Raw genomic sequence first — 20531 nt, 5'->3', positions numbered from 1 at the left:
TTTTTAGTTATTTATTGATCCTTAAAAATTTTCCCGTATTGTTATACTCCACTGTTTTTCCATCCATCAGGAGGATTTTGTAGCCCCAGGTCTTTTTGTCGGCTTTAACCACCATCTGCGACTTGAAATTATCTTTTATATGGCTGTTTATGCCTTTTGGCAATATTGTTTTTGGGAGCGGACGGTAATTTCCATTTATGCCTTTCCAATTACCGCGTTTATCGAACATTATACTTATCCCGTCAGAAAGTGTGACCCGGTATAAGTTGTCGGATATAACCCCGGTCTCGACCTGGCTTATGCTGTATCCTGTAAAATGCATTTTCAGGAAGTCAAGCGCCGGCTCGGGGAGCTTTGGGTTAACGGTCGCGGCATTCGCCAAAAAACCAAAAAGCAATGCTGTAAGCACAAGGATCTTTGAATAATTCTGTTTCGTTCTCATAACTCATCATTTTCAAATTCTATAGCAAATCTCTATACTGAATCTGGAAACAATTGGGAAAACAAAAAATTATTTCGGGAAAGTGACCGTAAAGATGTGGCTGCCATCAAATGAGTAATCTACTTTTAGCCTGTAATTGGAAATGATCGAGCTTACAATAGAAAGCCCAAGGCCAATAGACTGCTCGTTCTCGGGGTTGTGGGTAAACCTTTTGAAGATATGCGCGGCATTCAGGGCAACAGTGCTGCCGGTGTTTTTAATCATAATGCTGTTAGCGTTCAATTTTATGGCAATACTACCACCGTTGCTATTGTGCACAATAGCATTTTTGAGGAGATTGCTTACCAGTGTAAGCGCAAGCCCTTTGTTCATGACAAAATGAAGCTGTTCGCGATCGTCAATGGTAATTGAGATATTTTTGTACTCGGCAAGGTCGGAATAATCCTCAACCAATTGTTTTACAATCTGGTTAAAATCTACCACATCTTCCTCTGCGAACTGCCTGTTCTCAATTTTCGACAGCATGAGCAGCGATTTGTTCAGTCGTACTAACCTGTGCAATGTATCGCTTATTTTGCCGAGTTCCATCATCTGTTCTTCCGGCAGCTGGTTGTTCTCTGCAAAAAGCTCAAGTTTATTAAGGCTAATGGCCAAAGGGGTTTGCAGCTCATGTGCCGCATTTTCTATGAATTGCTTTTGGCTGACGTAGATCTCGTCATTGCGCTTCAGCATATCTTCGATCTCTGTGCCCAGTATCCTGAATTCCTGCACCGGCGATCCCGGTGCCATGAACTTTGATCCATTGCCCAACTTAAAGCTTTTAAGACCGTCGAGCAGTGTGTAAAATGATCGCCATACTTTTTTCAGTATGATGTGGTTCAGCAAGGCAATGCTTATCACCAGCATTACGTACAATACTGCAAGTGCCAGCAGCAGGTCTTGCAGCAGTTCGTCCTCTTCTACCATAGATGCCCGTATGGTAAGGCTGTATGGGTCGCCGTTAGCATCGTCAAAAACGGTCTTCAGCAGTCGGACGGGCTGATCTTCACCGTCGTATTCCATAAATTCGAAAGTGCTTTCAAAATGGTCGGTATGATCGTACTTAACACCTTTTGGGAGCGGTGTTATCTTAAACTGGTTAAAACCGAATTCTGGAGTGTTCAGGAGCTTATTGTTGGCATACGCATGGCGAATTACTATGATCTTCGAATTTTTCAGCCCGTCGTCAATGTTGTCATACGTTTCATCAAGGATCACTACATAGAAGAGGGCTGCCCATACCGCGATAACTCCCAGCAGGGCAACAACAAGGTAGCGCAGTGTATAGGTTTGTAGTTTCATCAGCTCATTTTATATCCCATGCCGTATACAGCCTGGATATCGGCTTCGGCACCGGCATCCTTCAGTTTTTTGCGTAGGTTCTTTATTTGCGAATATACAAAATCAAGATTGTCGGCCTGGTCGGTATAGTCGCCCCATACCGATTCGGCTAAGGCTGTCTTGTTGATGAGCCGGTTAGGGTTGATGATAAAATAGTACAACAGGTCAAATTCCTTGCGGTTGAGCGTAAGTGGAAGATCATCTACCTTTACCGAACGTTGTTCAGGCGAGAGCTTTATATTGTTCCAAACGATCGCGGTGTTGCCGCCATGGTTCTTTCGCCGTATGGCCGATTTTATCCTGGCATGCAGTTCGGCAAGGTGGAAGGGTTTGGCAAGATAGTCATCAGCGCCCAGGTCCAGCCCTGCTACCTTATCATCTACAGAGTCTTTGGCCGATATAATGATCACGGCCTCTTTTTTGCGCATGGCCTTTAGCTCGCGAACCAGGTCAAGCCCGGTCCCGTTGGGCAGCATGATATCGATCAGGATGCAGTCATAATCGTACACGCCAATTTTCTCAAGGCCCGAAATGTAATCGTACGCTGTTTCTACTATGTATTTTTCCTTTTCCAATGACTCGCGGATCACTTCCCGCAGCCCTTGCTCATCTTCTATGATAAGGATCTTCATGCCTATTTGCGTTAGTGTCATATCAAATATACTGATTAACGCCGCAAGAACGCAGGTGATTTTGGAAACAATTAGGAATGCGATCTATGCCTGACCAAATTAGTTTTAAATTTTTTAGTAGAGCGACGCACTACCTCTGTATATCATATTGTGACAATTATGGTATCAATCCTTCTTCACTCTCTTCAAAACCAGTAAATTTAATGGATTGATACCCAACCCCGTTACATTGCTCCGTGTAAACCGTGAAGCTTTATCATAAAATAAAGGGATAACAGGTGCTTCTTCCATGATAAGTGCATCCATTTGCTTGTAGAGTTCGTAGCGCTTATTGTCGTCAGTTTCAAGAAAAGCGGCTTCATAGAGCTTGTCGAATCGCTCATTTTTAAAGTGCGTGTAATTGGGCCCGCCGGGCGAAAAATTCTTACTATAAAAAAGCGACAGGTAATTCTCCGCATCGGGGTAATCGGCGATCCAGCTGGCTTTAAAAAAAGATACTTTTCCTGTAGATATGGACTGCGTAAGTGTCGACGGCGGATTCACATCTACCTCTACATTCAGGCCGATCTTCTGCCATTCACGCTGCAGGTATTCGGCAATGTCAAGATAAGACGCCGAGGTGCTCATCATTATCTTCGGGTTGCTGTTCCCGGTTTGTTTTTTGTGCTCGGCTATTAGGGCTTTGGCTTTTGCCGGGTCAAAGTCATATCCTTTGGACCCAAAGCCTCCCAGTCCTGCCGGGATCATACCGCTTGTAGCGCCAATACCCATGTTATTGCGCAGGAAGAGTATCATCTTGTTGCGGTCAAAGCCATAGTTCATAGCCTGTCGGATACGTTTGTCTTTCACAGCCTTATCAGTACCGTCGAGACGAAAGCCTAAATACTCAGTGTTAAGGTAGGGCCCGGTGATCATCTTCACATCTTTTCGGTATTTAGGTGCCAACTCGCCTTTAGGTGTCAATATTTCGTCTTTGTAAGATGGGTCAAGGCCGGATACAAGATCCAGCTTGCCCTGTACGAATTGCAGGAAGCCGCTCTGCTTGTCGGGCAGGAACGTAATGGCAACGGCTTCCATGTAAGGAAGCTGCACACCTTTCTCGTCCTTTTCAAAGTACAGCGGGTTTTTGCGGAGGACGAGCTTTACGTTCTCTTCCCATATTTTGAATTGGAACGGCCCTGTGCCAATGGGATGCGACCGGAAATCATAGCCCGCTTTATCAAACGCTTCATGCGGTACTACCGAAGCATATTTCATGGTCAGCAATCCCAAAAATGCGGGAAATGTCTTAGATAATTTTACCTGAAATACGGTGTCGTTTACAGCATAAAATTTTTCCACGTTCTGTAGTATCCAGCGCCCGGGTGCGGCAATGTCTTCATCCAAAAGGCGGTTGAGGCTGTACTCAAGATCTTTGGCTACAACAGTTCGCGTACTGTCCTTTCCAAATAATGCACTTTTATGAAAATACACATCTTTTCGAAGGATAAAGGTATACGTTTTTCCATCGGGCGAAATATCCCAGGACCTGGCGATGTCGGGCTGTATGCCAAGGGTATCGTCAAGCTGCACCAATCCATTGAACAGTTGGTTGCATACCCAGATGGACGGGCGTATCTTAGCGAATGCCGGATCCAGTGAATTGACCGCGGCGTTCTCGTTATAGCGGAAAACGAGGCTGTCGTGGGATTCCGTTCGTTTATTGCCACATGCGACCGAAAGTGATAATAAGCAACAAATTGATATATAGTAAATTAATGATTTCATCAAATCGATTTTTGTGCGTAACTTTGCCAACTCTTTTTTAAAGAGGTAAATATAATTAAAGTTGCTGCTTAAAACGCAGTGTACACAATGGAACAAAAGAAAAAAGTCGCTTTTTACACGCTTGGGTGCAAACTGAATTTTTCAGAGACATCCACTATCGCCCGCAATTTCCAGGACGAAGGTTTCGACCGCGTTGATTTCGAGGAGATCGCCGACATTTACGTTATCAATACCTGCTCGGTGACCGAAAATGCCGACAAGCAGTTCAAGCAGATCGTAAAGAAAGCACTGAAGAATAACGACAAAGCTTTTGTTGCCGCAGTGGGTTGCTATGCACAGCTAAAGCCCGAAGAGCTTGCCGCCGTAGATGGTGTTGACCTTGTATTGGGCGCCACTGAAAAATTCAAGATCACCGACTATATCAATGACCTTTCCAAGAATGATATGGGGGAGGTGCATTCATGCGAAATAGCCGAAGCTGACTTCTATGTAGGCAGCTATTCCATTGGCGACCGTACCCGTGCTTTCCTGAAAGTCCAGGACGGCTGCGATTACAAGTGTACCTACTGCACTATTCCATTGGCCAGGGGGATTTCCCGTAGTGATACTCTGGAAAACGTGCTGAAGAATGCAAAGGAGATCTCGCAGCAAAATATAAAAGAGATAGTGCTTACCGGGGTGAACATAGGCGACTATGGCAAAGGCGAGTTTGGCAACAAAAAGCACGAGCATACATTTTATGAGCTGGTACAGGAACTGGACAGGGTGGAGGGCATTGAGCGCCTGCGCATCTCATCTATAGAGCCGAACCTTCTTAAGAATGAGACCATCGAATTCGTTTCGCAAAGCCGCACTTTTGTACCGCATTTCCATATACCGTTGCAATCCGGCAGCAACGACATCCTGAAGCTGATGCGCCGCCGCTACCTGCGAGAGGTCTATACAGAGCGTGTGAACAAAATACGCGAAGTAATGCCGCATGCCTGCATCGGGGTAGATGTTATCGTAGGCTTCCCGGGAGAGACAGACGAGCATTTCCTGGAGACATATAACTATCTTAATGAGATGGATATATCGTACCTGCACGTATTTACGTATTCCGAAAGGGATAACACACCTGCCGCGTCCATGCCGGGCGAGGTGCCAAATAACGTTCGTGCCAAACGCAGCAAGATGCTCAGGGGGTTATCAGTCAAGAAAAGGCGCGCTTTTTACGAAAGCCAGATAGGCACTACACGCACTGTACTTTTTGAAGGAGAGAACAAGGAAGGATACATTCACGGTTTTACCGAGAATTACGTTAAAGTAAAAGCCCCATGGAATCCGGAACTGGTGAATACGCTCCACGAAGTTACCCTGACTAAGATCGATGAGGATGGCGCAGTGCGCATTGAGTTTGTACAGCCGGTTGTAGCAATTAGCAAAAGTATTTTTGAGGGTTTTTCGGCGTAAAATTGATCCAGACTATACCCGATGTTAACGATAACTACTGAGTTTACGTAAATATTCTATGCGCGATTGTCAGTTCGAGTGCGGTCGAGAACAGTTATAAACCCAGCACAACTATCCTTCCTTCAATTCTCAACTCCCCAAACCCAAATTCCTCCTTTATCCATTTAAAAGCCTTTTCATGGTAAAGGTAAACATGTGTAGGGTCGGTTTTATAATACCAGGTAGCAAAGTCGCGGCTTTCCTCAAAGCGGTCGGTCATTATATACAGCTTTCCACCCGGCTTCAGCAAATTGCGTAGTTGTTCAAATTCTTTGTATGGCTCTTTAAAATGTTCTGCCGTTTCACTGCAGGCAATATAGTCGTATTGCTGTTGTAGCAATTCCGGATAGTTATGGAAATACAGGTCGTATTGCACCATATTGTAATTGACATCGGTAAGCAGCTTCAGGATAGGGGAGCCTGTACCGGATCCAAAATCCAATCCTTTATGTACAGGATAAAGATCGTTTAAAATGGCATCCACAACAGGGCGCACGAAGTTTTGGTACCGCACATCTTCCGGGTCATTGTTGTGACAGAGGTAATGCGCTTTTTCTGCCTCGGGCGAAAGGTGGTCTTTTGGGTGCAGGAATACCGATCTGCAATTGCCGCATTGAAAAAAGTCCCTTGCTATGTGGGTATAATAGTGTTTAGCGGTCCCGTTACAAAGAGGGCAATCGGGAATTTGCGTCATAGCCTGATACCGGGGGGGAGCAACTCCTTGTAACGCGGGTTTTTACGAAAAAAAGCGGCTACCTTGGGATGCGTAGGCATGACCTTCATCCTTTTCTCTTCGGCAATATCCATTATCTCTTTTAAGAGTTCGGTTACAATGGGTTCTTCTTCAATGCCTTCGGGTACATTTACTTTGGTAAGGAACAGCTTGCGCTCCTGTATGGAGTACTCTACCGATAGCATTTTGCCATGGATCGTAGTTTCGAACTGCCTTGAGAATACGTTATCTTTTATTTCCATATTTGGTTTTTAAACTGCATGCCGCAACACCCGATAATTTAGTGATAAATTAAAGCGGATGCAAATGGTTTTGGATAAAAAGCTTTAATTTTATACAAATTTCGTAATAAAATTTGATTGCGTACACCATTCGTACGTTAAATGATGCCTGATGGAGAAGATCCCAGTTTATTTCATGCCCGGACTTGCGGCAAGCACTAAAATATTTGAGAACATAAAACTGCCCAAAGACAGGTTCGAAATGTTTTTCCTCGAATGGTTCCTGCCTGAAGGCGATGAGCCGATCGAAGCCTATGCCAAACGTATGGCCGAAGGTATAAGGCATGAGGATCCGGTACTAATTGGTGTCTCATTCGGAGGGGTATTGGTACAGGAAATGGCAAAGGTCGTAAAAGCCAGGAAAGTCATCATCATTTCGAGCGTGAAGTGCAATGGCGAATTCCCCCGCCGGATGCGCTTTGCGAAAATGACCCATGCCTATCGCATATTCCCTACAAGCCTCATGCAACGCGTGGACTGGCTGGCAAAATTGGCAGTGGGGAACAACATGATCACCAGGCGGCTCAATTTATATGAAAAATATCTTTCCGTACGGGATAAGAAATACCTCGACTGGGCGTTTAAAACCATAATCAACTGGTCGTGTACAGAACCTGCCCAAGGGGTCATCCATATACATGGCGATGCCGATGAGGTATTCCCGCCTAAGTACATTAAAAATTTCATTCCGGTAAAGGGTGGCACGCACATTATGATCATCAACAAGGCAAAGTGGCTCAACGAAAACCTGCCGCGGCTGATCTTGGGAGAATGATCGGCCTTATTTTTGTAATTTTACATTAAGAACGACATGTATGTCAGTTCGAGCGCAGTCGGGAACATAACGAATAAAGAAATCACTAAGACTATAAACTATGAAACTGATCGAAAAAACCGGCGTTATAGCCTCAGTAGTATTGATAAGCGGGTTGCTTATCAACGGAATGCCTGAAAAGAACGAAACCGTCAAGGCAGAAGTGAAAAAAGAATTCCCATTCCCGGATAAAATAGATTTTGCCGGTGAACAGGCACCATTGCACATTGCTGACGTACGCGAAAGGCTCGACAGGGAATTACTGACGAACGCCAATCTGCATGCCACCACTCAACTGATCATCAAGCGGGCCAACCGGGTGTTCCCGGTAATGGAGCCGATACTGAAAAAATACAATGTACCTGATGACTTTAAATACCTTGCAGTGATCGAAAGCGGATTGGTCAATGCGGTCTCCCCGGCAGGGGCAAGGGGCATATGGCAGTTCATGCCTGAAACCGGCAAAGAGCGAGGGCTTGAGGTAAATGACATCGTTGACGAGCGTTACCATCTCGAAAAGTCTACCGAGGCGGCCTGCAAATACCTGCTCGATGCCAAGACGAAATTCGGGTCATGGACACTGGCGGCTGCCTCCTACAACGGCGGCTTTGGAGGTGTGAACAAGCAGATCACCTTCCAGGGTGTGAATAACTATTATGACCTTTTACTTACCGAAGAGACTTCCCGTTATGTATTCCGTATACTGGCATTAAAAGAGATAATGAAGAATCCGGCCCAATACAACTTCGAACTGACTGCGGCGGAACTTTATCCGCTCATTCCAACCAAAACAGTTGAAATAACTGCCTCAATTCCCGATCTTGCCATTTATGCCAAAGAACAGGGTATCAACTACAAGGTACTTAAGATACACAATCCATGGCTACGCGACAGGAAACTCAGCGTTGCGCCGGGTAAAACATATGTAATGGAGATCCCTACCAAGGGGTATTGATAATACAAACTTTATGAGGGGCCGAGATTAAATATAAGACCCATAGGAATGATAGCGCCCCTGTACCATAGTGCAGGGGCGCTTTATATTACAGGCTATCTAACAAAAGGGTTATTGCATTTTCTTTTTGAATATCAGGTATATTACGGCATAGTAGATAGTCCTGTCGCCCATCAGTCCATTTTCTAAGGATATGGTGCCGTTTTGGCTTACCGTTATATCTTTTGACCGGAATTCGGAATTTTTAAAAGAACCCACTGATACTTTTTCCTGCGTACGCATTTCGGGAGTAAGTTCGTTCCCCGATGCGTCATTTACACGTAATATATTTGTCCCTTCCATTAATTGGAAAATTGATACGACCCTATATGTATATCCCGCTTCAACAGGATATGTAGCTACGAGGCTTCGGGTATTGGCAAGCATAAAATTTGCACGGTCATACTTTTTAAATCCTTCTTCCTTCTGTTTTTTTATCTCTGCTTTTACTTCCTTCTCAAAGTAGTCAGATCTTGACACAAAGACCGAATATCCGTTGCCATTCTCATAAGGGATCATTTGCCTTTCTTCTACAGGTCTGTCGCCAACTTCCAAAAATGGCATACGCACAAGTCCCTGTGCAACCGCAGGCACGGCAGCGAATACCATAATGATCACTGTAAATTTAAATTTAGATTTCATTTGTTTTTATTTTGTATTAATATCTTCCTGAGTTAATTATAATTCCGCCGGGGCCAAAAACCTTACCTGTTCCTTTGCATGCTGTGCAAACTGTAGGCGGGCTGCTCACCATTGTGGTTCGGCTGCCTACATTACCCGAGCTGGTGCTTACCGTGTTCCCGCTGCTGTTCACATAATTTATCGAATAATAGCTTTGGGTGGTCTGCATGTACGACCCTCCGGCAAACATTCCTTTACCTGCGCATTTACTGCAAGTTCGCGGTTTTTCACTTTCTGCTTGCAGGCTGTCAAGTTCACGCGCAACGGGATTGTCTACCATCGTGATCTCACCATCGGTAACAACAACTTTTGATCCGTTCACGGGATAGTGGTATGTACCCGATCTTTGTTTGCCATCGGGATAAAAAGTGCCTTCGTAGGTTACATTTTCGCCGGCGTAGTAATACTTGCCCTCAGTGTTAAGTTCATTTTCAAACTTACCTTCATAATGATCGCCATTCTTATAGATAAATTTGCCGCTCTCACCTATAAGGCCGTTTTTAAAAATTCCTTCAAATCGGTTGCCGCTGTCATACTGCACAATGCCAAAGCCGTTAAAGCAGTCGCCCTGCAGGCAGCCCTTTACCTCCGGCGCATTCCTTCCAACAGCTTTTTCAACTGTCCGCACCTGTACCTTTCCCTTAACATAGGTCACATCAAGGGGGATGTTGTTTTTGTACAGCTTACCATCGCCGTCTTCGCTGCCATCTTTAAAGTGGCCTACGAATTTATCGCCGCCGCCATAGTCCATTGTACCATGCCCATTTGCTTTACCTCCTTTAAATTCTCCTTCATATACAGCAAATCCATAATCGAACTTTCCGTGGCCGTTTACGCAGTCGCCCGAAAGGCACTGGCCGAACCCTGAAAGAGGCAGTAAAAAGCCAACTATATAATATGATCTTTTCATTGTGCTATTATTTTATGCCATAACCATCGGGGTTAATGCGTTCCGAAGTGTAGGTTATCCCCAACTGGTCGAGCTTGGCTTCAACATCCCGCACACGGCCACCGGGAAAGAATTCATACTGCTTATAGTAGCTGGCGCCCGACCCGGTCATTTTTGACAGCGCATTGCTGTATAGCTTGGCCTCACTTTCAAATCCGTCTCCGTATACATACAAAGCGATGGCACTTACCAGCGACTGTCCCTGGACATTATAGAGCACAAGGCACCCCACATATTTTGGCAGATCGGCAGGCCGCAGGTCTGAATGGACTTCGATCATGGCGATCCTGTTCTTTATTGAGCTGTAGAAATACAATACCCTGCGTCCGTTCTTATCCAGGTATTCAATGTTCCGGTAGTTGTCACGGTCCTTTTTCTTGTATTTTTTCGCAACTTTCTTCAGGCCTTGTGCGGCTGCGATCTCATCAAAGGTCCGCTCGCCATTAATAGCCAATATGGCGCCTTCCGGTTTATCAGTCTCAAAGCCTTGGGCAAAATAATATACCTCCGGCATCGTTTCGCGGGCATGCTTATAGTACTGTTCCGGGTTATAGACAATTTCTGATACACCCATTTCGAACAGGCGGTACAGGCAGTCATAACGAGTCCCCATAAAGTCGCGGCTCTTGTATTCACCACGGCTAACCTGAAAACCTGTTGCAGCATCCTTCATCAGGAAATCAATGTTCCTGCGGAATGACGCTTCGTTAATTTCCTCCTGCGCGCAAAGTGTCATTCCGAAAAACAGGAAAAATACCATTTTGAAAATTTTAAAGATATTCATGATATGTTGCTTTTATAATTAGATACCGTGTACCATGATCATATGATCAGCAGCGTTGCTTACATATTGAACCACTATATTATCATTTAGGTCGGTAATTTCGGTTACCAGGCTTTCGCCATCGCGATAATCACGGCCTTTATAGTTCCCCGTCTTCACCATGTCATTCAGCTCATTTAAATACTGTTGTGCCATATCGGTAAAAATTTTGGTCTGCATTATATCCATATTCTCCAGGCTAAAAAGGAAAATGTACATGCTCCCTTGACCGTTGCTTTGCGTAACAAATGCATTACATATAGATGATCCCCCTACAGAACCCATATAGGCTTTGATGCCCTTTTCTGTATTGTCCTGCACAAGTTCTTTTTGCAGGGTTTTAAAGCTGCTGTTCCGCTGTGAAATGACTTCCCTCAGATCTTTGATGATCGGGCTCTGCGCCTGTGCCGTGATGGTATTAAAAAGTGCTAAGGCAATAATTATCAGTAGTTTATTCATGATCTTGTTTATATTTTTATTTTTATTATTTTTCACTTTGTTCTTTACCGAGTCTGATGGCCTTTTCATTATACTCATTAGCCAGGGATTCCTGCCCGGTGTTGGCAAGCCCTATAGCATAATATTTATTGGCCCACGGATCTTCAGAATTAATTGCCAGATTGGCAAGCGCGGTCTCTTTCAACAACTGCCAGTTTTGCTGTGCTTCGTACACAGCAGCCATATTATTTCGGAAATCTGTATTTTGGGGGATTTGAGCTATTACTTTCTTAAAGTACAAAAGGGCTTTATCATATTGCCTGGTTTTATAATAGGTAATGGCAAGGTTGTGCAGGTCTTCAGTTCCGAAATAGTCATCACCGGCAGCGAGGGCGGTCTCATATTTTTGCCGGGCCTCGTCAAACCTTCCCTGACTTATCATGAACTGGCCGAATAAAACATCTATAATGTGGCGGTCGATATCCTTATTCGCATAAGCCTGCTCAAAGAAGATATCAGCATTATAATTGGCATCAGCCTCTTTGCTGACCACGGCGGCGTCATAATAGCCATACTCGCCCTTGGGATTAACCCTGATCCTGAGTTTCGCATCTGCCAGTGCTTCTTTATATTGCTTATTGGCTCGGTAAGATCTGAAGCGGCTAACTATAAAATCTACATTATTGGGTTCAAGCTCAATAGCCCGCGATGCATCGGCAATAGCCTTGTCATACATGCCCCTCATGAACAGCAATTCAGCCCTGGCGTCATAGCCCAAAGCAAATTTGGGGTTTGCCTTGATCGCGTTGCTCTGGCTCATTAGTGCGGCGTTATTATCGCCATCCCTATATTGGTAAACACCACGCAAAAAATAAACTTTATCGGTTCCCGGGTATTTCTTTTCGGCTGCCTCAAGGCTCGAAATGGCTTTTTGCTGATCGTTGCCAAGCTGTATTGCAAGGATGTTTTCGAATTCTGCCTGTGGCATTTGCGCAAAAGCTACGAAAGTTAACTGGAAGAGGAAGAGAAGAAGTGCTTTTTTCATGACTTAAATATTTAAAGTCAAAAGTGCGGCATAGATCCGTGCCATAACATACGCTGTTCTTCGTATATTATTGGAATGACAGGAGTAGTGGATATTTGAGGAAGTTTACAACGGAGGCTTCAATTCCCCGCGAGCCTTTCCTTTGCCAGCTGCCGGTTGATGAGCAATTGCCCCAGGCCGTCTACAACCGAATTATAGTTTAGCGCATAGCCTTTTTTGTAATTGCTTTTCTTGGGCCCAACGGGCTTGCTGTCGCGACGTATATCGACCACTTTAAGGTTCTCATCTAAATAAAAAGAGGTCGGGAAGCCAAGCGTGTGCTTCATGGAGGCGATGATAGGCGCGTCATTTTTATAGGACTCGTGCGCATAGCAAACCGTTATGCGGCTCCCAAACTTGCGGGCTGTCTTTTTCATATTCACCCTGCGGTTCCAGAAAAGCACCACGAACTTCACATCCTTCCCGTATTGCTGCGCCAGCTTGTTGATAGCGGGTATCTCCCCGGGAGCGGGTACACACCACGCAGCGTAAGTTATGAGTATAATGGGTTTGTCAACCTCAGCGAGTTCCAGTTTGCCGCCCCTGAATTTTTTAAAGGTATAATCGTCGAAAGTCGTGCCTTCAAGGCGGTGCTCTACGAGCGAATCAAACAGGAATTTGCCTTTTTCAATATCGCCTTTGCGGTAGGCACGGGAGCTAGCATCTTTATATTTCTTGAAGTTTATCTTGATAGCATCAGAAAAATAAATGCTGTCGCCCTGGCTGTAAAGTGAGAGTGGAAGTAAGTATAGCGCTAAAATTAGTAATATATGTTTCATGATATTACTTATTTATAGCATAAAGTTACGGTGAATTATTTTAATTTGTTAGTTTATGTTGAATTATTTTTCTGGTTTTTAGTGTGTTATGAAATGTTTACTGCTTGTGATTTATCGCTCTTTAAATTTAATACATCCTTAACGGAATTTAGGGGGCTCCATTTTTCATATATTTGGAATATACAATGAATTATGGAAAACCAATATGTTGGATGATACTTCTAATACATTTACCTATACCTACATATACTTTATTTCAATGAAAAATACGATTGGTACACGGATCATAGAAACCGCATTCAACTTCTCGGTTTGGCTTATTGCGAAATGCAGCGATATGGACCCATTAGAAAAAAAAGCAGATGAATTGCGCAAGCTCCCTGAAGAGACATTAGGCCGCGGAATTGCTGATTGCCTGGACACGCACGGCCTGCGGCTTGTAAAAGGTTTTGAAAGCCATGATTTGAAACATGTGCTGTTGGGCTACAAAATGACACCAATAGACGAAGTACGGATGCAGGCGTTTATGCTTGGCAACGGCAATTATACACTGCCATGCTTTGCCATACTTTTGTTTGGGATGATTTTCCTTCCGGGTTCCTGGCCAGTATTTTATCGCGATTTTCTATTGGGAAGAAGTACTGTCCCGGTTAGTCGTTGGACGATTGAAGCCTGTGCCCATCGTAATCTTACAAAACTTCAGGAAATTATTGGCTGTAAGCAGGTAAGGGAAAACACCATCACCCTGAAAGCCATATCAAGATTTGGCGCTTTTGCGGCAATAGGTGCAGGTATTTTTGGCATGCTGTTTTGCTTTCCGTTCCTTTTTTCTTCCAACATGGCCGATTTGGTAGGAGCCGGTTTTCCATTTGTTGGCGGTGCTATCCTTGCTTCAGGCGGGCTCATTGCACTATCCAACCTTTCAAGGAAACACGCTTCTGCGCAGGTAGTTTAGTTAAAAAATATTGCCATTGCTAAGCGCTATACTTTTTGGCAAACGTTTTGCGTTACAGGAAATAGAGTCAGTCATTTACGAATCTGCATTATTTCCTTTTACCAGATGAAAACGATTAGCATAAAAACCTGTACCCTTATTGCAGCCTTATGCTGCATGGTACCTGCGGTAGCGCAAAAAAACTTTGGCTCGGCCAAATATACCGCCATGTGCAGCTACTATGGCGAAACCATTTCGGGCGATATCACTGCCTACGAATCCGGTAAGACTGCCGAAAAAGTAGTGAAGGACATTATGTCGGTCATAGGCCTCAAATCCAACTTTGAGCTGCGCGCCGCTAATGTGCCCAATGCCGCAGCTGTCATCTTAAAAAGCAAGCGGTACATATTGTACAATCCTGAATTTATGGATAAGATCAACTCGGCTACTGGGAATAAGTGGGCCGCCATCAGCATACTCGCACACGAGATAGGCCACCACCTCAACGGGCATACGCTCGATAAGGTTGGCAGCCGTCCGCGAACCGAGCTGGAAGCTGATGAGTTCTCAGGCTTCGTGCTGCGTAAAATGGGCGCGACACTGGAGGAGGCACAATCGGCTATGGCGTTGATAGCTTCAATGAAAGGTTCACACACGCATCCCGCCAAGAACGACCGCCTTGCTTACATTGCCACAGGCTGGAAGAGCGCCATGGAGGCTGGAAGTACTGCTGTGATAGCTGAAAACAAGATCGCCCCTATAGCAACACAGCAGCCTGTAATTACCCGGAACACATCCATAGCTAATAGGCCGGTAACCACACAGCGCCAAATCGCTACACAGCGACCTGTAATTGATCAGACAGTTGCGGCAAGAAGCAGCCAACCGGTTAACAAGCAGACTTCACGCCAACAGAAAATACAGGCAAGTGCTTCGTCAAATAAAAATGTGGTCTCCGACGCCCATTTTGATGCCAACCCGAAGGGCAAATACTACCTAACGACAAAGGGCAACCTCGTGCAGGTGGCCAATGATAAAGTATACCTCATTGCAAGCCTTGAAAAGTCAGACAGGCCGGACTACAAGCTCATGCTCGATGATAAAGCTTCAACGGATAATATTTACATAGCTTCTGAAGGTACATTGGTAGGCGCGAACGGGAGGAAGATAGGTTACTTGCAAACCAGATGATGGGGGGCATCTCTCCGCATAGCTATTGGTATCTTAAGCAGGAGGGGCACCTTCGCTCAAAATATACTTCATGGAAATACCGAAACCGCATAATGTCCTGTTAATGCGGTTTCTTTTTTAATTCTGTTAGTTATTTATATTTGTTGAAAAAATAAGCTATGCCCATCCGCCTCCTATTTTTGCTATTTGCTGCGATCCTTTGCTTTGGCTGTACCGCGCAAACATCAAAACTGCCCGATCCCGTACGCGTATACATTGACAGTTCCCTCACCATCCTGAAGCAAAATTCGTTGTATGGCAAAAAGGTCGACTGGAAGAAAATTGAAAAGAAAGTATATGCTAAAGCCGCCGGGAGCCAAAGTACCGAAGATGCATTTGACGCACTTGTAATAGCTTTTGAAGCAACAGGTGATAAGCATGCGGGGTACTATAGTGGCAACAAAAAGTTCCAGATACCACATACCGAACTTATGGCGCGCTATTCTGATTCGCTCAAGGCCAACTGGGCGAAAGGCCCCCGGATACTTAATAAAATGATAGGGGACGTGGCCTATGTCAATATCCCGAACATGGCGGTGGGCAGGCAGGAGGACATTGATAAATATGCCAACTGGGTGTATGATGCCGTGGCTGGTTTGTCGAAAAACAACCCGAAGGGCTGGATCATCGATGTGCGTTCTAATGCCGGAGGCAACATTCGCCCAATGATGGCGGGGCTGGCTATGTTTTTTCCGGATGGTATTGTGAGTTATTATATCGACCGCGACGGGAATGCCATAGCGCCTTCGGGATTTGCGGACGGCGATTTCCAGATGGAGGGAATTACCCAGGCTTCCATCAAAAATAAAATAGCTTCGATGAGTACTGCCAAAGTCGCGGTGCTTATAGGCCCCGGTACGGCAAGCTCGGGCGAGGGTGTGGCTTCCAATTTCAGGCAACGCAAAAACAGCAGGCTCTTCGGGCGGGATACAGGCGGTTTTGCCAATTCCACCCTGGGCTTCACCTTTAATAACAACCAGACCTACTTCCTCATTTCCACACATTACATTGGCGACAGGAACAAAAAAGCCCTGCCCGAATTTGTAACGCCTCATGAAACAATTATGGGGGTTGAAGCTTATACCGACCTCGAAAAAGACAGTGCTGTGCAGGCTGCCATACAATGGATAATGAAAAGGTGAGTATAGAAAATTAAAAGGGACATTGCATAGCGCAGTGTCCCTTTAGTTTAATTATGTTTTTCCCCTTTTCCTTTATGTTTGCCGTATCCGTTACCCTTCTTCGCTACTACCTTGTGTCCTGATGGTGTATGTACAAACGCAGCCTTCTTAGCGTGCCCCGGTGGCAGCCCTATCGTTTTTTGGTATTTATGCTTATGCCCTTTAGGATATTTTACCTTGTGTGTTTTGTAAAATACATAGGGCGTTGTGCCACGATATTCGGTTAACACCACCTTATGTCCACGGTACAGGTCGTAGTTTCGGTAAGCTACAGGCAGTGCAGTAGTTCGTACCCAGGTGCCGTTGCGTGTGTAAATGTATTCCCTTGTGCCAACGTCATAATACGTATAGATATCAGGTAGGTAATAGTACCTTGTTTCAGTGTAACCGGCCGGACCCCATGCAGGAGGGTTGCCAAGGTTTACATTAATGCTCACTTGTGCCTGTGAAAGCGTGCAGGTAATAAAAGCTATTACGGGGAGTATGAGTTTTATCGTTTTCATAATACAGGTAATTTGGTTATTACTTCATTTTAAATGCAAATGCCAAGAAGTATGCCTAAATTACAAAACAGTCATAGTGCGACCGTATTTTTAGGATTTATTTAATACATCGTGTTGGTCTTATTTTAAGCTGTTTATTAGTAAATTGCAGTAAAAATAAGCCATGCAAAAAAGCATCGTATGGAAGGGGCTGGCTAACGATACCGAGGAACACTGCGCTGTAAATTTTCTTGGTGAAGAGATCATTGTACGCTCTGAGATCGAAGGCTGGGCATCGCATAAGGCGGTATATGCCGAATATGTGCTGCACCTGACGAAGGGCTGGGAAGTCCTGAAGGCAGATATCGAATTTCACATCGGCGACCATCAGCATTCCTGGCATTTGCAGTGCGATGATCGGGGTAATTGGAAAGACACTTTAGGTAAGGCATATCCTGAACTGCAAGGTTGCCGTTTTCTGGATATTTCGCTTACCCCTTTTACCAATTCGCTCCCCATAAATGCACTGCAGCTTAGTGAGGGTAGCAGCGCCGAATTTGATCTGGTATATTTTGACATCCTTGAAAATAACATCCGCCGCGACCGACAAAAATATACGCGAATGCCAGGGAATGTGTACCGCTTTGAAAATGGTGGAGGCTACTTTACCGCAGATATAATTGTTGATGCCGATGGCTTTGTGACCAATTACCCGAATCTTTTTAAAATGCTAAAACCAAGATAATATATGCAGACACGTGAAATGGTCGCTGTTTTTGAAGAGCGCCTTATTAAAGCAATGAAAGAAAGCAACATACTGATGCTGGATGCCCTGCTTGCCGAAGATCTCATATTTACAGGCCATACAGGCCAGATGTTCACCAAGGCAGATGACCTCGATGCACACCGCTCAGGCAACGTAGAGATCTTTGAAATAAATCCAAGCGAACAGGTGATAATACCCATGGGCAATATAGCCGTGGTTTCGGTATTGTTGGAGATCAGCGGCTCATTCTTTGGGAATACCGAGGTAGGCTTTTTCCGCTTTACACGTGTATGGAAAGAGATCGGAGAGGGAATGCAGGTGGTAGCGGCACATTCTACACAGGTGGTTTCGTAGCTATGGTAATAATTTATAAGATCGGCATTATTCCGGATACCGAAGCCATCATTACGCTCTATAAAAGTGCCGGACTGAACCGCCCAGTCGATGATCCGGCGCGCATTGCCAAAATGTACCGCAGCTCCAACCTCATCGTTTCGGCATGGGATGGCGAAAAGCTTGTTGGAATTGCACGCTCCCTGACCGACCTCTGCTATTGCTGCTACCTATCCGACCTGGCTGTCGCCGATAATTATAAAAAATCAGGCATTGGTGCAAAGCTGATCGATATCACAAGGGAAGAATTGGGCGAACAGGTAACGCTACTATTACTGTCTGCCCCTGGTGCGATGGAATACTACCCCAAAGTGGGCTTTGATAAAATTGCCAACGGATTTATTATCCATAGGAAAAAATAACCACTATTTTTGCACAAAACCGCACTATGAACATTAAAGTTATCGCTTTCGATGCCGATGATACCCTGTGGGTTAACGAACCGTTCTTCCAGGAAACTGAAAAGAAATTCTACCAGCTCATGGAAGCCTACCTGCCTGCCCACAGTGTGGCCAAGGAGCTGTTTAAGGTAGAGATCGCTAATCTTGGTATTTACGGCTATGGCATAAAGGCCTACATACTCAGTATGATCGAAGCCGCGCTGCAGATATCTGAAAAGACCGTTAGCGTGGAGGCTATCGAAAAAATACTGGACTTTGGTAAGGAAATGCTCGACAAGCCCATTGAGCTGATCGGTGGGGTAGAGGATACCCTAAAAGCACTGCATGGCAAGTACAAGCTGGTCGTGGCTACAAAAGGCGATCTCAAGGACCAGCACAAAAAACTGCACGAGTCGGGCCTGGGGCATTATTTCCACCATATTGAAGTGATGTCCGATAAGCAGCAGACAGACTATACAAAGATGCTCCAGCGCCTTGAGATACAGGCATCGGAGTTCATGATGATAGGCAATTCGCTCAAGTCGGATGTGTTGCCTGTGCTGCAGATGGGAGGGCACGCATGCCATATTCCGTTCCATACCACATGGGCGCACGAGCAGATAGACCACACCATTGAGCACGATAACTTCAGGGAGATGGTGAGCATTACGGAAGTAATAGCGTTACTGGACCGCTGATCCGCATCTGCCTTTCATTGCAGGTCATTTCCAGTATCACTTAAAAATACAGTATGGAACCGCATTTTTTCAAAACCCCTGCCGATTTTCGAAAATGGCTCGATAAGAACCATGAAACGAAGACCGAATTGCTTGTAGGCTTTTACAAAACCGGTACAGGTAAGGCAAGCATGACCTGGCCGGAGTCAGTAGATCAGGCGCTGTGCTATGGATGGATAGACGGTGTGCGCAGATCATTGGGAGAGGAAAGCTACACCATTCGCTTTACCCCTCGCAAGCCCACCAGTATTTGGAGCGCTGTCAATATTGATAAGATGGCCGACCTCCAAAAGAAGGGGCTGGTACAGCCTGCCGGCCTTGCGGCATTCGAAAAACGTACCGAAAGCAAGTCACGTGTTTATTCGCACGAACGCACTGAGGCTGCCCAGCTTTCGGCAGAAATGGAAAAGGATTCAGGGCCGAAAATGGCGCTTGGGAATTTTTTATGAAGCAGGCGCCATCCTACAGGAATGCCGTGATCCACCTGATAGTTTCGGCAAAGCAGGAAAAAACGCAGCGCTCTCGTTTTGAAAAGCTGCTGGCTGCGAGTAAAGAAGGCAAGAGGATCACTTAACTATAAACTTAAAATATTTATGTCAGAACAATCGTATAAAAACCATGTCCGCTGGTACCCGCCGCATCACTTTGTTTTTTACCCACTTATGCTGGCTATGCTGAGCTTCTCGGCATATCAGGCATACTACAGTGAAACTGAACGGACACTTTGGCTATTCCTTACGGCATTATCGGCGGTGGTTATATGGGTGGCATTCATGCTTCGGCAGCATTACGCACTCACATTGCAAAACCGTATAGTGATAGGCGAACTGCGCTACCGCTATTTTGTAATAACAGGAAAACGGCTCGAACCTTTGGAAGAAAAACTATCCGAAGGCCAGCTTTTCGCACTCCGCTTTGCTCCTGATAAAGAACTGGCAGCACTTGCAGAAAAAGCCATTAGCGAGAACCTTTCGGCGGATGCCATAAAGAGATCGATACAAAACTGGAAGGCCGACAACAGAAGGGTGTAGTATTATTTTCAAGGAAGAGATTTTAAAAAAAAACAAAAGAGGGATAGCATTTGCCATCCCTCTTCTTATATGGATCAGGTTCGGAATTCAAAAGAGTTCGTACCTCTGA

Annotated in this window: 26 protein-coding genes; 13 read left to right on the top strand and 13 right to left on the bottom strand. The window is 45.1% G+C overall.

The features are described 5' to 3' along the window. Nucleotides 1–7 precede the first annotated feature (7 nt). From ACT6R0_RS13955 to ACT6R0_RS13940, 4 genes are all read right to left on the bottom strand, one after another. Nucleotides 8–442, bottom strand: coding sequence for a PepSY-like domain-containing protein (locus ACT6R0_RS13955; RefSeq protein ID WP_444654204.1), 435 nt, complete (start codon nucleotides 440–442; stop codon nucleotides 8–10). 69 nt (nucleotides 443–511) lie between these two features. Further along, nucleotides 512–1783, bottom strand: coding sequence for a sensor histidine kinase (locus tag ACT6R0_RS13950; RefSeq protein ID WP_444654205.1), 1272 nt, complete (start codon nucleotides 1781–1783; stop codon nucleotides 512–514). Next, nucleotides 1783–2454: a response regulator transcription factor gene (locus ACT6R0_RS13945; protein WP_444654206.1), complete on the bottom strand. Its 672-nt coding sequence runs from the start codon at nucleotides 2452–2454 to the stop codon at nucleotides 1783–1785. Before ACT6R0_RS13945 ends, ACT6R0_RS13950 begins: the two co-directional genes overlap by 1 nt. A gap of 165 nt (nucleotides 2455–2619) precedes the next feature. After that, nucleotides 2620–4221 (bottom strand): ABC transporter substrate-binding protein, encoded by a 1602-nt coding sequence (locus ACT6R0_RS13940; RefSeq protein WP_444654207.1) that lies wholly within the window; start codon nucleotides 4219–4221, stop codon nucleotides 2620–2622. 87 nt (nucleotides 4222–4308) lie between these two features. Here ACT6R0_RS13940 and mtaB point away from each other — a divergent pair, with 87 nt between their 5' ends. Then, the gene (mtaB, locus tag ACT6R0_RS13935) at nucleotides 4309–5673 is read left to right on the top strand and encodes a tRNA (N(6)-L-threonylcarbamoyladenosine(37)-C(2))-methylthiotransferase MtaB (protein WP_444654208.1); all 1365 of its coding nucleotides are present in this window, start codon (nucleotides 4309–4311) and stop codon (nucleotides 5671–5673) included. A gap of 94 nt (nucleotides 5674–5767) precedes the next feature. On the opposite strand, the gene ACT6R0_RS13930 is transcribed toward mtaB, so the two are convergent. Both ACT6R0_RS13930 and ACT6R0_RS13925 read right to left on the bottom strand, forming a co-directional pair. Continuing rightward, nucleotides 5768–6406, bottom strand: coding sequence for a class I SAM-dependent methyltransferase (locus ACT6R0_RS13930; protein WP_444654209.1), 639 nt, complete (start codon nucleotides 6404–6406; stop codon nucleotides 5768–5770). Further along, on the bottom strand, nucleotides 6403–6687 hold the full coding sequence (locus tag ACT6R0_RS13925) for a GNAT family N-acetyltransferase (RefSeq protein ID WP_444654211.1): 285 nt from the start codon (nucleotides 6685–6687) through the stop codon (nucleotides 6403–6405). Before ACT6R0_RS13925 ends, ACT6R0_RS13930 begins: the two co-directional genes overlap by 4 nt. 151 nt (nucleotides 6688–6838) lie before the next feature. Here ACT6R0_RS13925 and ACT6R0_RS13920 point away from each other — a divergent pair, with 151 nt between their 5' ends. Continuing rightward, nucleotides 6839–7501, top strand: coding sequence for an alpha/beta hydrolase (locus tag ACT6R0_RS13920; protein WP_444654212.1), 663 nt, complete (start codon nucleotides 6839–6841; stop codon nucleotides 7499–7501). A gap of 100 nt (nucleotides 7502–7601) precedes the next feature. After that, entirely contained in the window at nucleotides 7602–8495 is an 894-nt protein-coding gene (locus tag ACT6R0_RS13915) for a lytic transglycosylase domain-containing protein (RefSeq protein ID WP_444654214.1), read from the top strand. 111 nt (nucleotides 8496–8606) lie between these two features. Here ACT6R0_RS13915 and ACT6R0_RS13910 read toward each other — a convergent pair whose 3' ends face one another. The 6 genes from ACT6R0_RS13910 to ACT6R0_RS13885 form a co-directional block, all read right to left on the bottom strand. After that, nucleotides 8607–9176: a hypothetical protein gene (locus tag ACT6R0_RS13910; RefSeq protein WP_444654215.1), complete on the bottom strand. Its 570-nt coding sequence runs from the start codon at nucleotides 9174–9176 to the stop codon at nucleotides 8607–8609. 16 nt (nucleotides 9177–9192) lie between these two features. Then, nucleotides 9193–10125: a hypothetical protein gene (locus ACT6R0_RS13905; protein WP_444654216.1), complete on the bottom strand. Its 933-nt coding sequence runs from the start codon at nucleotides 10123–10125 to the stop codon at nucleotides 9193–9195. 7 nt (nucleotides 10126–10132) lie between these two features. Continuing rightward, nucleotides 10133–10948, bottom strand: coding sequence for a hypothetical protein (locus ACT6R0_RS13900; protein ID WP_444654217.1), 816 nt, complete (start codon nucleotides 10946–10948; stop codon nucleotides 10133–10135). A gap of 18 nt (nucleotides 10949–10966) precedes the next feature. Further along, a complete protein-coding gene (locus ACT6R0_RS13895; RefSeq protein WP_444654218.1) occupies nucleotides 10967–11446 on the bottom strand; it encodes a hypothetical protein in 480 nt (159 codons plus the stop codon). Nucleotides 11447–11471: 25 nt separating this feature from the next. Beyond that, nucleotides 11472–12470: a tetratricopeptide repeat protein gene (locus tag ACT6R0_RS13890; RefSeq protein ID WP_444654219.1), complete on the bottom strand. Its 999-nt coding sequence runs from the start codon at nucleotides 12468–12470 to the stop codon at nucleotides 11472–11474. Nucleotides 12471–12589: 119 nt separating this feature from the next. Then, nucleotides 12590–13288, bottom strand: coding sequence for a TlpA family protein disulfide reductase (locus ACT6R0_RS13885; RefSeq protein ID WP_444654220.1), 699 nt, complete (start codon nucleotides 13286–13288; stop codon nucleotides 12590–12592). A gap of 259 nt (nucleotides 13289–13547) precedes the next feature. On the opposite strand from ACT6R0_RS13885, the gene ACT6R0_RS13880 reads away from it, so the two are divergent. The 3 genes from ACT6R0_RS13880 (at nucleotide 13548) to ACT6R0_RS13870 (ending at nucleotide 16594) form a co-directional block, all read left to right on the top strand. Next, on the top strand, nucleotides 13548–14243 hold the full coding sequence (locus ACT6R0_RS13880) for a hypothetical protein (RefSeq protein ID WP_444654221.1): 696 nt from the start codon (nucleotides 13548–13550) through the stop codon (nucleotides 14241–14243). A gap of 105 nt (nucleotides 14244–14348) precedes the next feature. Next, nucleotides 14349–15413 carry a hypothetical protein gene (locus tag ACT6R0_RS13875; RefSeq protein ID WP_444654222.1) on the top strand — a complete coding sequence of 355 codons (1065 nt, stop codon included), beginning with the start codon at nucleotides 14349–14351 and terminating at the stop codon, nucleotides 15411–15413. Between the two features lie 158 nt (nucleotides 15414–15571). After that, complete coding sequence (locus ACT6R0_RS13870) at nucleotides 15572–16594, top strand: S41 family peptidase (protein WP_444654224.1); 1023 nt, start codon at nucleotides 15572–15574, stop codon at nucleotides 16592–16594. A gap of 47 nt (nucleotides 16595–16641) precedes the next feature. Here the strand turns inward: ACT6R0_RS13870 and ACT6R0_RS13865 are convergent, their stop codons facing one another. Further along, entirely contained in the window at nucleotides 16642–17136 is a 495-nt protein-coding gene (locus tag ACT6R0_RS13865; protein ID WP_444654225.1) for a hypothetical protein, read from the bottom strand. A 163-nt stretch (nucleotides 17137–17299) separates the two neighbouring features. On the opposite strand from ACT6R0_RS13865, the gene ACT6R0_RS13860 reads away from it, so the two are divergent. Genes ACT6R0_RS13860 through ACT6R0_RS13830 form a run of 7 tightly spaced genes read left to right on the top strand, consistent with a single transcriptional unit; the run spans nucleotide 17300 to nucleotide 20422 of the window. After that, the gene (locus ACT6R0_RS13860) at nucleotides 17300–17860 is read left to right on the top strand and encodes a putative glycolipid-binding domain-containing protein (protein WP_444654227.1); all 561 of its coding nucleotides are present in this window, start codon (nucleotides 17300–17302) and stop codon (nucleotides 17858–17860) included. Nucleotides 17861–17863: 3 nt separating this feature from the next. Continuing rightward, on the top strand, nucleotides 17864–18235 hold the full coding sequence (locus ACT6R0_RS13855; protein ID WP_444654228.1) for a nuclear transport factor 2 family protein: 372 nt from the start codon (nucleotides 17864–17866) through the stop codon (nucleotides 18233–18235). Then, nucleotides 18172–18636, top strand: coding sequence for a GNAT family N-acetyltransferase (locus tag ACT6R0_RS13850; RefSeq protein WP_444654229.1), 465 nt, complete (start codon nucleotides 18172–18174; stop codon nucleotides 18634–18636). Before ACT6R0_RS13855 ends, ACT6R0_RS13850 begins: the two co-directional genes overlap by 64 nt. A 26-nt stretch (nucleotides 18637–18662) precedes the next feature. Next, on the top strand, nucleotides 18663–19352 hold the full coding sequence (locus ACT6R0_RS13845; protein ID WP_444654230.1) for an HAD family hydrolase: 690 nt from the start codon (nucleotides 18663–18665) through the stop codon (nucleotides 19350–19352). Between the two features lie 53 nt (nucleotides 19353–19405). After that, nucleotides 19406–19840 carry a YdeI/OmpD-associated family protein gene (locus ACT6R0_RS13840; protein WP_444654231.1) on the top strand — a complete coding sequence of 145 codons (435 nt, stop codon included), beginning with the start codon at nucleotides 19406–19408 and terminating at the stop codon, nucleotides 19838–19840. After that, on the top strand, nucleotides 19837–19965 hold the full coding sequence (locus ACT6R0_RS13835) for a YdeI/OmpD-associated family protein (RefSeq protein WP_444654232.1): 129 nt from the start codon (nucleotides 19837–19839) through the stop codon (nucleotides 19963–19965). The genes ACT6R0_RS13840 and ACT6R0_RS13835 overlap by 4 nt, the downstream gene beginning before the upstream one ends. Before the next feature lie 19 nt (nucleotides 19966–19984). After that, nucleotides 19985–20422 (top strand): DUF6526 family protein, encoded by a 438-nt coding sequence (locus tag ACT6R0_RS13830; RefSeq protein ID WP_444654233.1) that lies wholly within the window; start codon nucleotides 19985–19987, stop codon nucleotides 20420–20422. Nucleotides 20423–20531: the final 109 nt, after the last annotated feature.

Source organism: Flavobacterium sp. (assembly GCF_052437795.1).
Classification (GTDB): Bacteria; Bacteroidota; Bacteroidia; order Flavobacteriales; family Flavobacteriaceae; genus Flavobacterium.
Note: the sequence above shows the minus strand (reverse complement) of the source record. Positions and strands in the feature narration are given on the sequence as shown.

What these genes read in the sequence shown, in the direction of transcription:
- ACT6R0_RS13955 (WP_444654204.1), bottom strand. Translation starts at nt 442, where the DNA reads ATGAGAACGAAACAGAATTATTCAAAGATCCTTGTGCTTACAGCATTG.
- ACT6R0_RS13950 (WP_444654205.1), bottom strand. Translation starts at nt 1,783, where the DNA reads ATGAAACTACAAACCTATACACTGCGCTACCTTGTTGTTGCCCTGCTG.
- ACT6R0_RS13945 (WP_444654206.1), bottom strand. Translation starts at nt 2,454, where the DNA reads ATGAAGATCCTTATCATAGAAGATGAGCAAGGGCTGCGGGAAGTGATC.
- ACT6R0_RS13940 (WP_444654207.1), bottom strand. Translation starts at nt 4,221, where the DNA reads ATGAAATCATTAATTTACTATATATCAATTTGTTGCTTATTATCACTT.
- mtaB (WP_444654208.1), top strand. Translation starts at nt 4,309, where the DNA reads ATGGAACAAAAGAAAAAAGTCGCTTTTTACACGCTTGGGTGCAAACTG.
- ACT6R0_RS13930 (WP_444654209.1), bottom strand. Translation starts at nt 6,406, where the DNA reads ATGACGCAAATTCCCGATTGCCCTCTTTGTAACGGGACCGCTAAACAC.
- ACT6R0_RS13925 (WP_444654211.1), bottom strand. Translation starts at nt 6,687, where the DNA reads ATGGAAATAAAAGATAACGTATTCTCAAGGCAGTTCGAAACTACGATC.
- ACT6R0_RS13920 (WP_444654212.1), top strand. Translation starts at nt 6,839, where the DNA reads ATGGAGAAGATCCCAGTTTATTTCATGCCCGGACTTGCGGCAAGCACT.
- ACT6R0_RS13915 (WP_444654214.1), top strand. Translation starts at nt 7,602, where the DNA reads ATGAAACTGATCGAAAAAACCGGCGTTATAGCCTCAGTAGTATTGATA.
- ACT6R0_RS13910 (WP_444654215.1), bottom strand. Translation starts at nt 9,176, where the DNA reads ATGAAATCTAAATTTAAATTTACAGTGATCATTATGGTATTCGCTGCC.
- ACT6R0_RS13905 (WP_444654216.1), bottom strand. Translation starts at nt 10,125, where the DNA reads ATGAAAAGATCATATTATATAGTTGGCTTTTTACTGCCTCTTTCAGGG.
- ACT6R0_RS13900 (WP_444654217.1), bottom strand. Translation starts at nt 10,948, where the DNA reads ATGAATATCTTTAAAATTTTCAAAATGGTATTTTTCCTGTTTTTCGGA.
- ACT6R0_RS13895 (WP_444654218.1), bottom strand. Translation starts at nt 11,446, where the DNA reads ATGAATAAACTACTGATAATTATTGCCTTAGCACTTTTTAATACCATC.
- ACT6R0_RS13890 (WP_444654219.1), bottom strand. Translation starts at nt 12,470, where the DNA reads ATGAAAAAAGCACTTCTTCTCTTCCTCTTCCAGTTAACTTTCGTAGCT.
- ACT6R0_RS13885 (WP_444654220.1), bottom strand. Translation starts at nt 13,288, where the DNA reads ATGAAACATATATTACTAATTTTAGCGCTATACTTACTTCCACTCTCA.
- ACT6R0_RS13880 (WP_444654221.1), top strand. Translation starts at nt 13,548, where the DNA reads ATGAAAAATACGATTGGTACACGGATCATAGAAACCGCATTCAACTTC.
- ACT6R0_RS13875 (WP_444654222.1), top strand. Translation starts at nt 14,349, where the DNA reads ATGAAAACGATTAGCATAAAAACCTGTACCCTTATTGCAGCCTTATGC.
- ACT6R0_RS13870 (WP_444654224.1), top strand. Translation starts at nt 15,572, where the DNA reads ATGCCCATCCGCCTCCTATTTTTGCTATTTGCTGCGATCCTTTGCTTT.
- ACT6R0_RS13865 (WP_444654225.1), bottom strand. Translation starts at nt 17,136, where the DNA reads ATGAAAACGATAAAACTCATACTCCCCGTAATAGCTTTTATTACCTGC.
- ACT6R0_RS13860 (WP_444654227.1), top strand. Translation starts at nt 17,300, where the DNA reads ATGCAAAAAAGCATCGTATGGAAGGGGCTGGCTAACGATACCGAGGAA.
- ACT6R0_RS13855 (WP_444654228.1), top strand. Translation starts at nt 17,864, where the DNA reads ATGCAGACACGTGAAATGGTCGCTGTTTTTGAAGAGCGCCTTATTAAA.
- ACT6R0_RS13850 (WP_444654229.1), top strand. Translation starts at nt 18,172, where the DNA reads ATGGAAAGAGATCGGAGAGGGAATGCAGGTGGTAGCGGCACATTCTAC.
- ACT6R0_RS13845 (WP_444654230.1), top strand. Translation starts at nt 18,663, where the DNA reads ATGAACATTAAAGTTATCGCTTTCGATGCCGATGATACCCTGTGGGTT.
- ACT6R0_RS13840 (WP_444654231.1), top strand. Translation starts at nt 19,406, where the DNA reads ATGGAACCGCATTTTTTCAAAACCCCTGCCGATTTTCGAAAATGGCTC.
- ACT6R0_RS13835 (WP_444654232.1), top strand. Translation starts at nt 19,837, where the DNA reads ATGAAGCAGGCGCCATCCTACAGGAATGCCGTGATCCACCTGATAGTT.
- ACT6R0_RS13830 (WP_444654233.1), top strand. Translation starts at nt 19,985, where the DNA reads ATGTCAGAACAATCGTATAAAAACCATGTCCGCTGGTACCCGCCGCAT.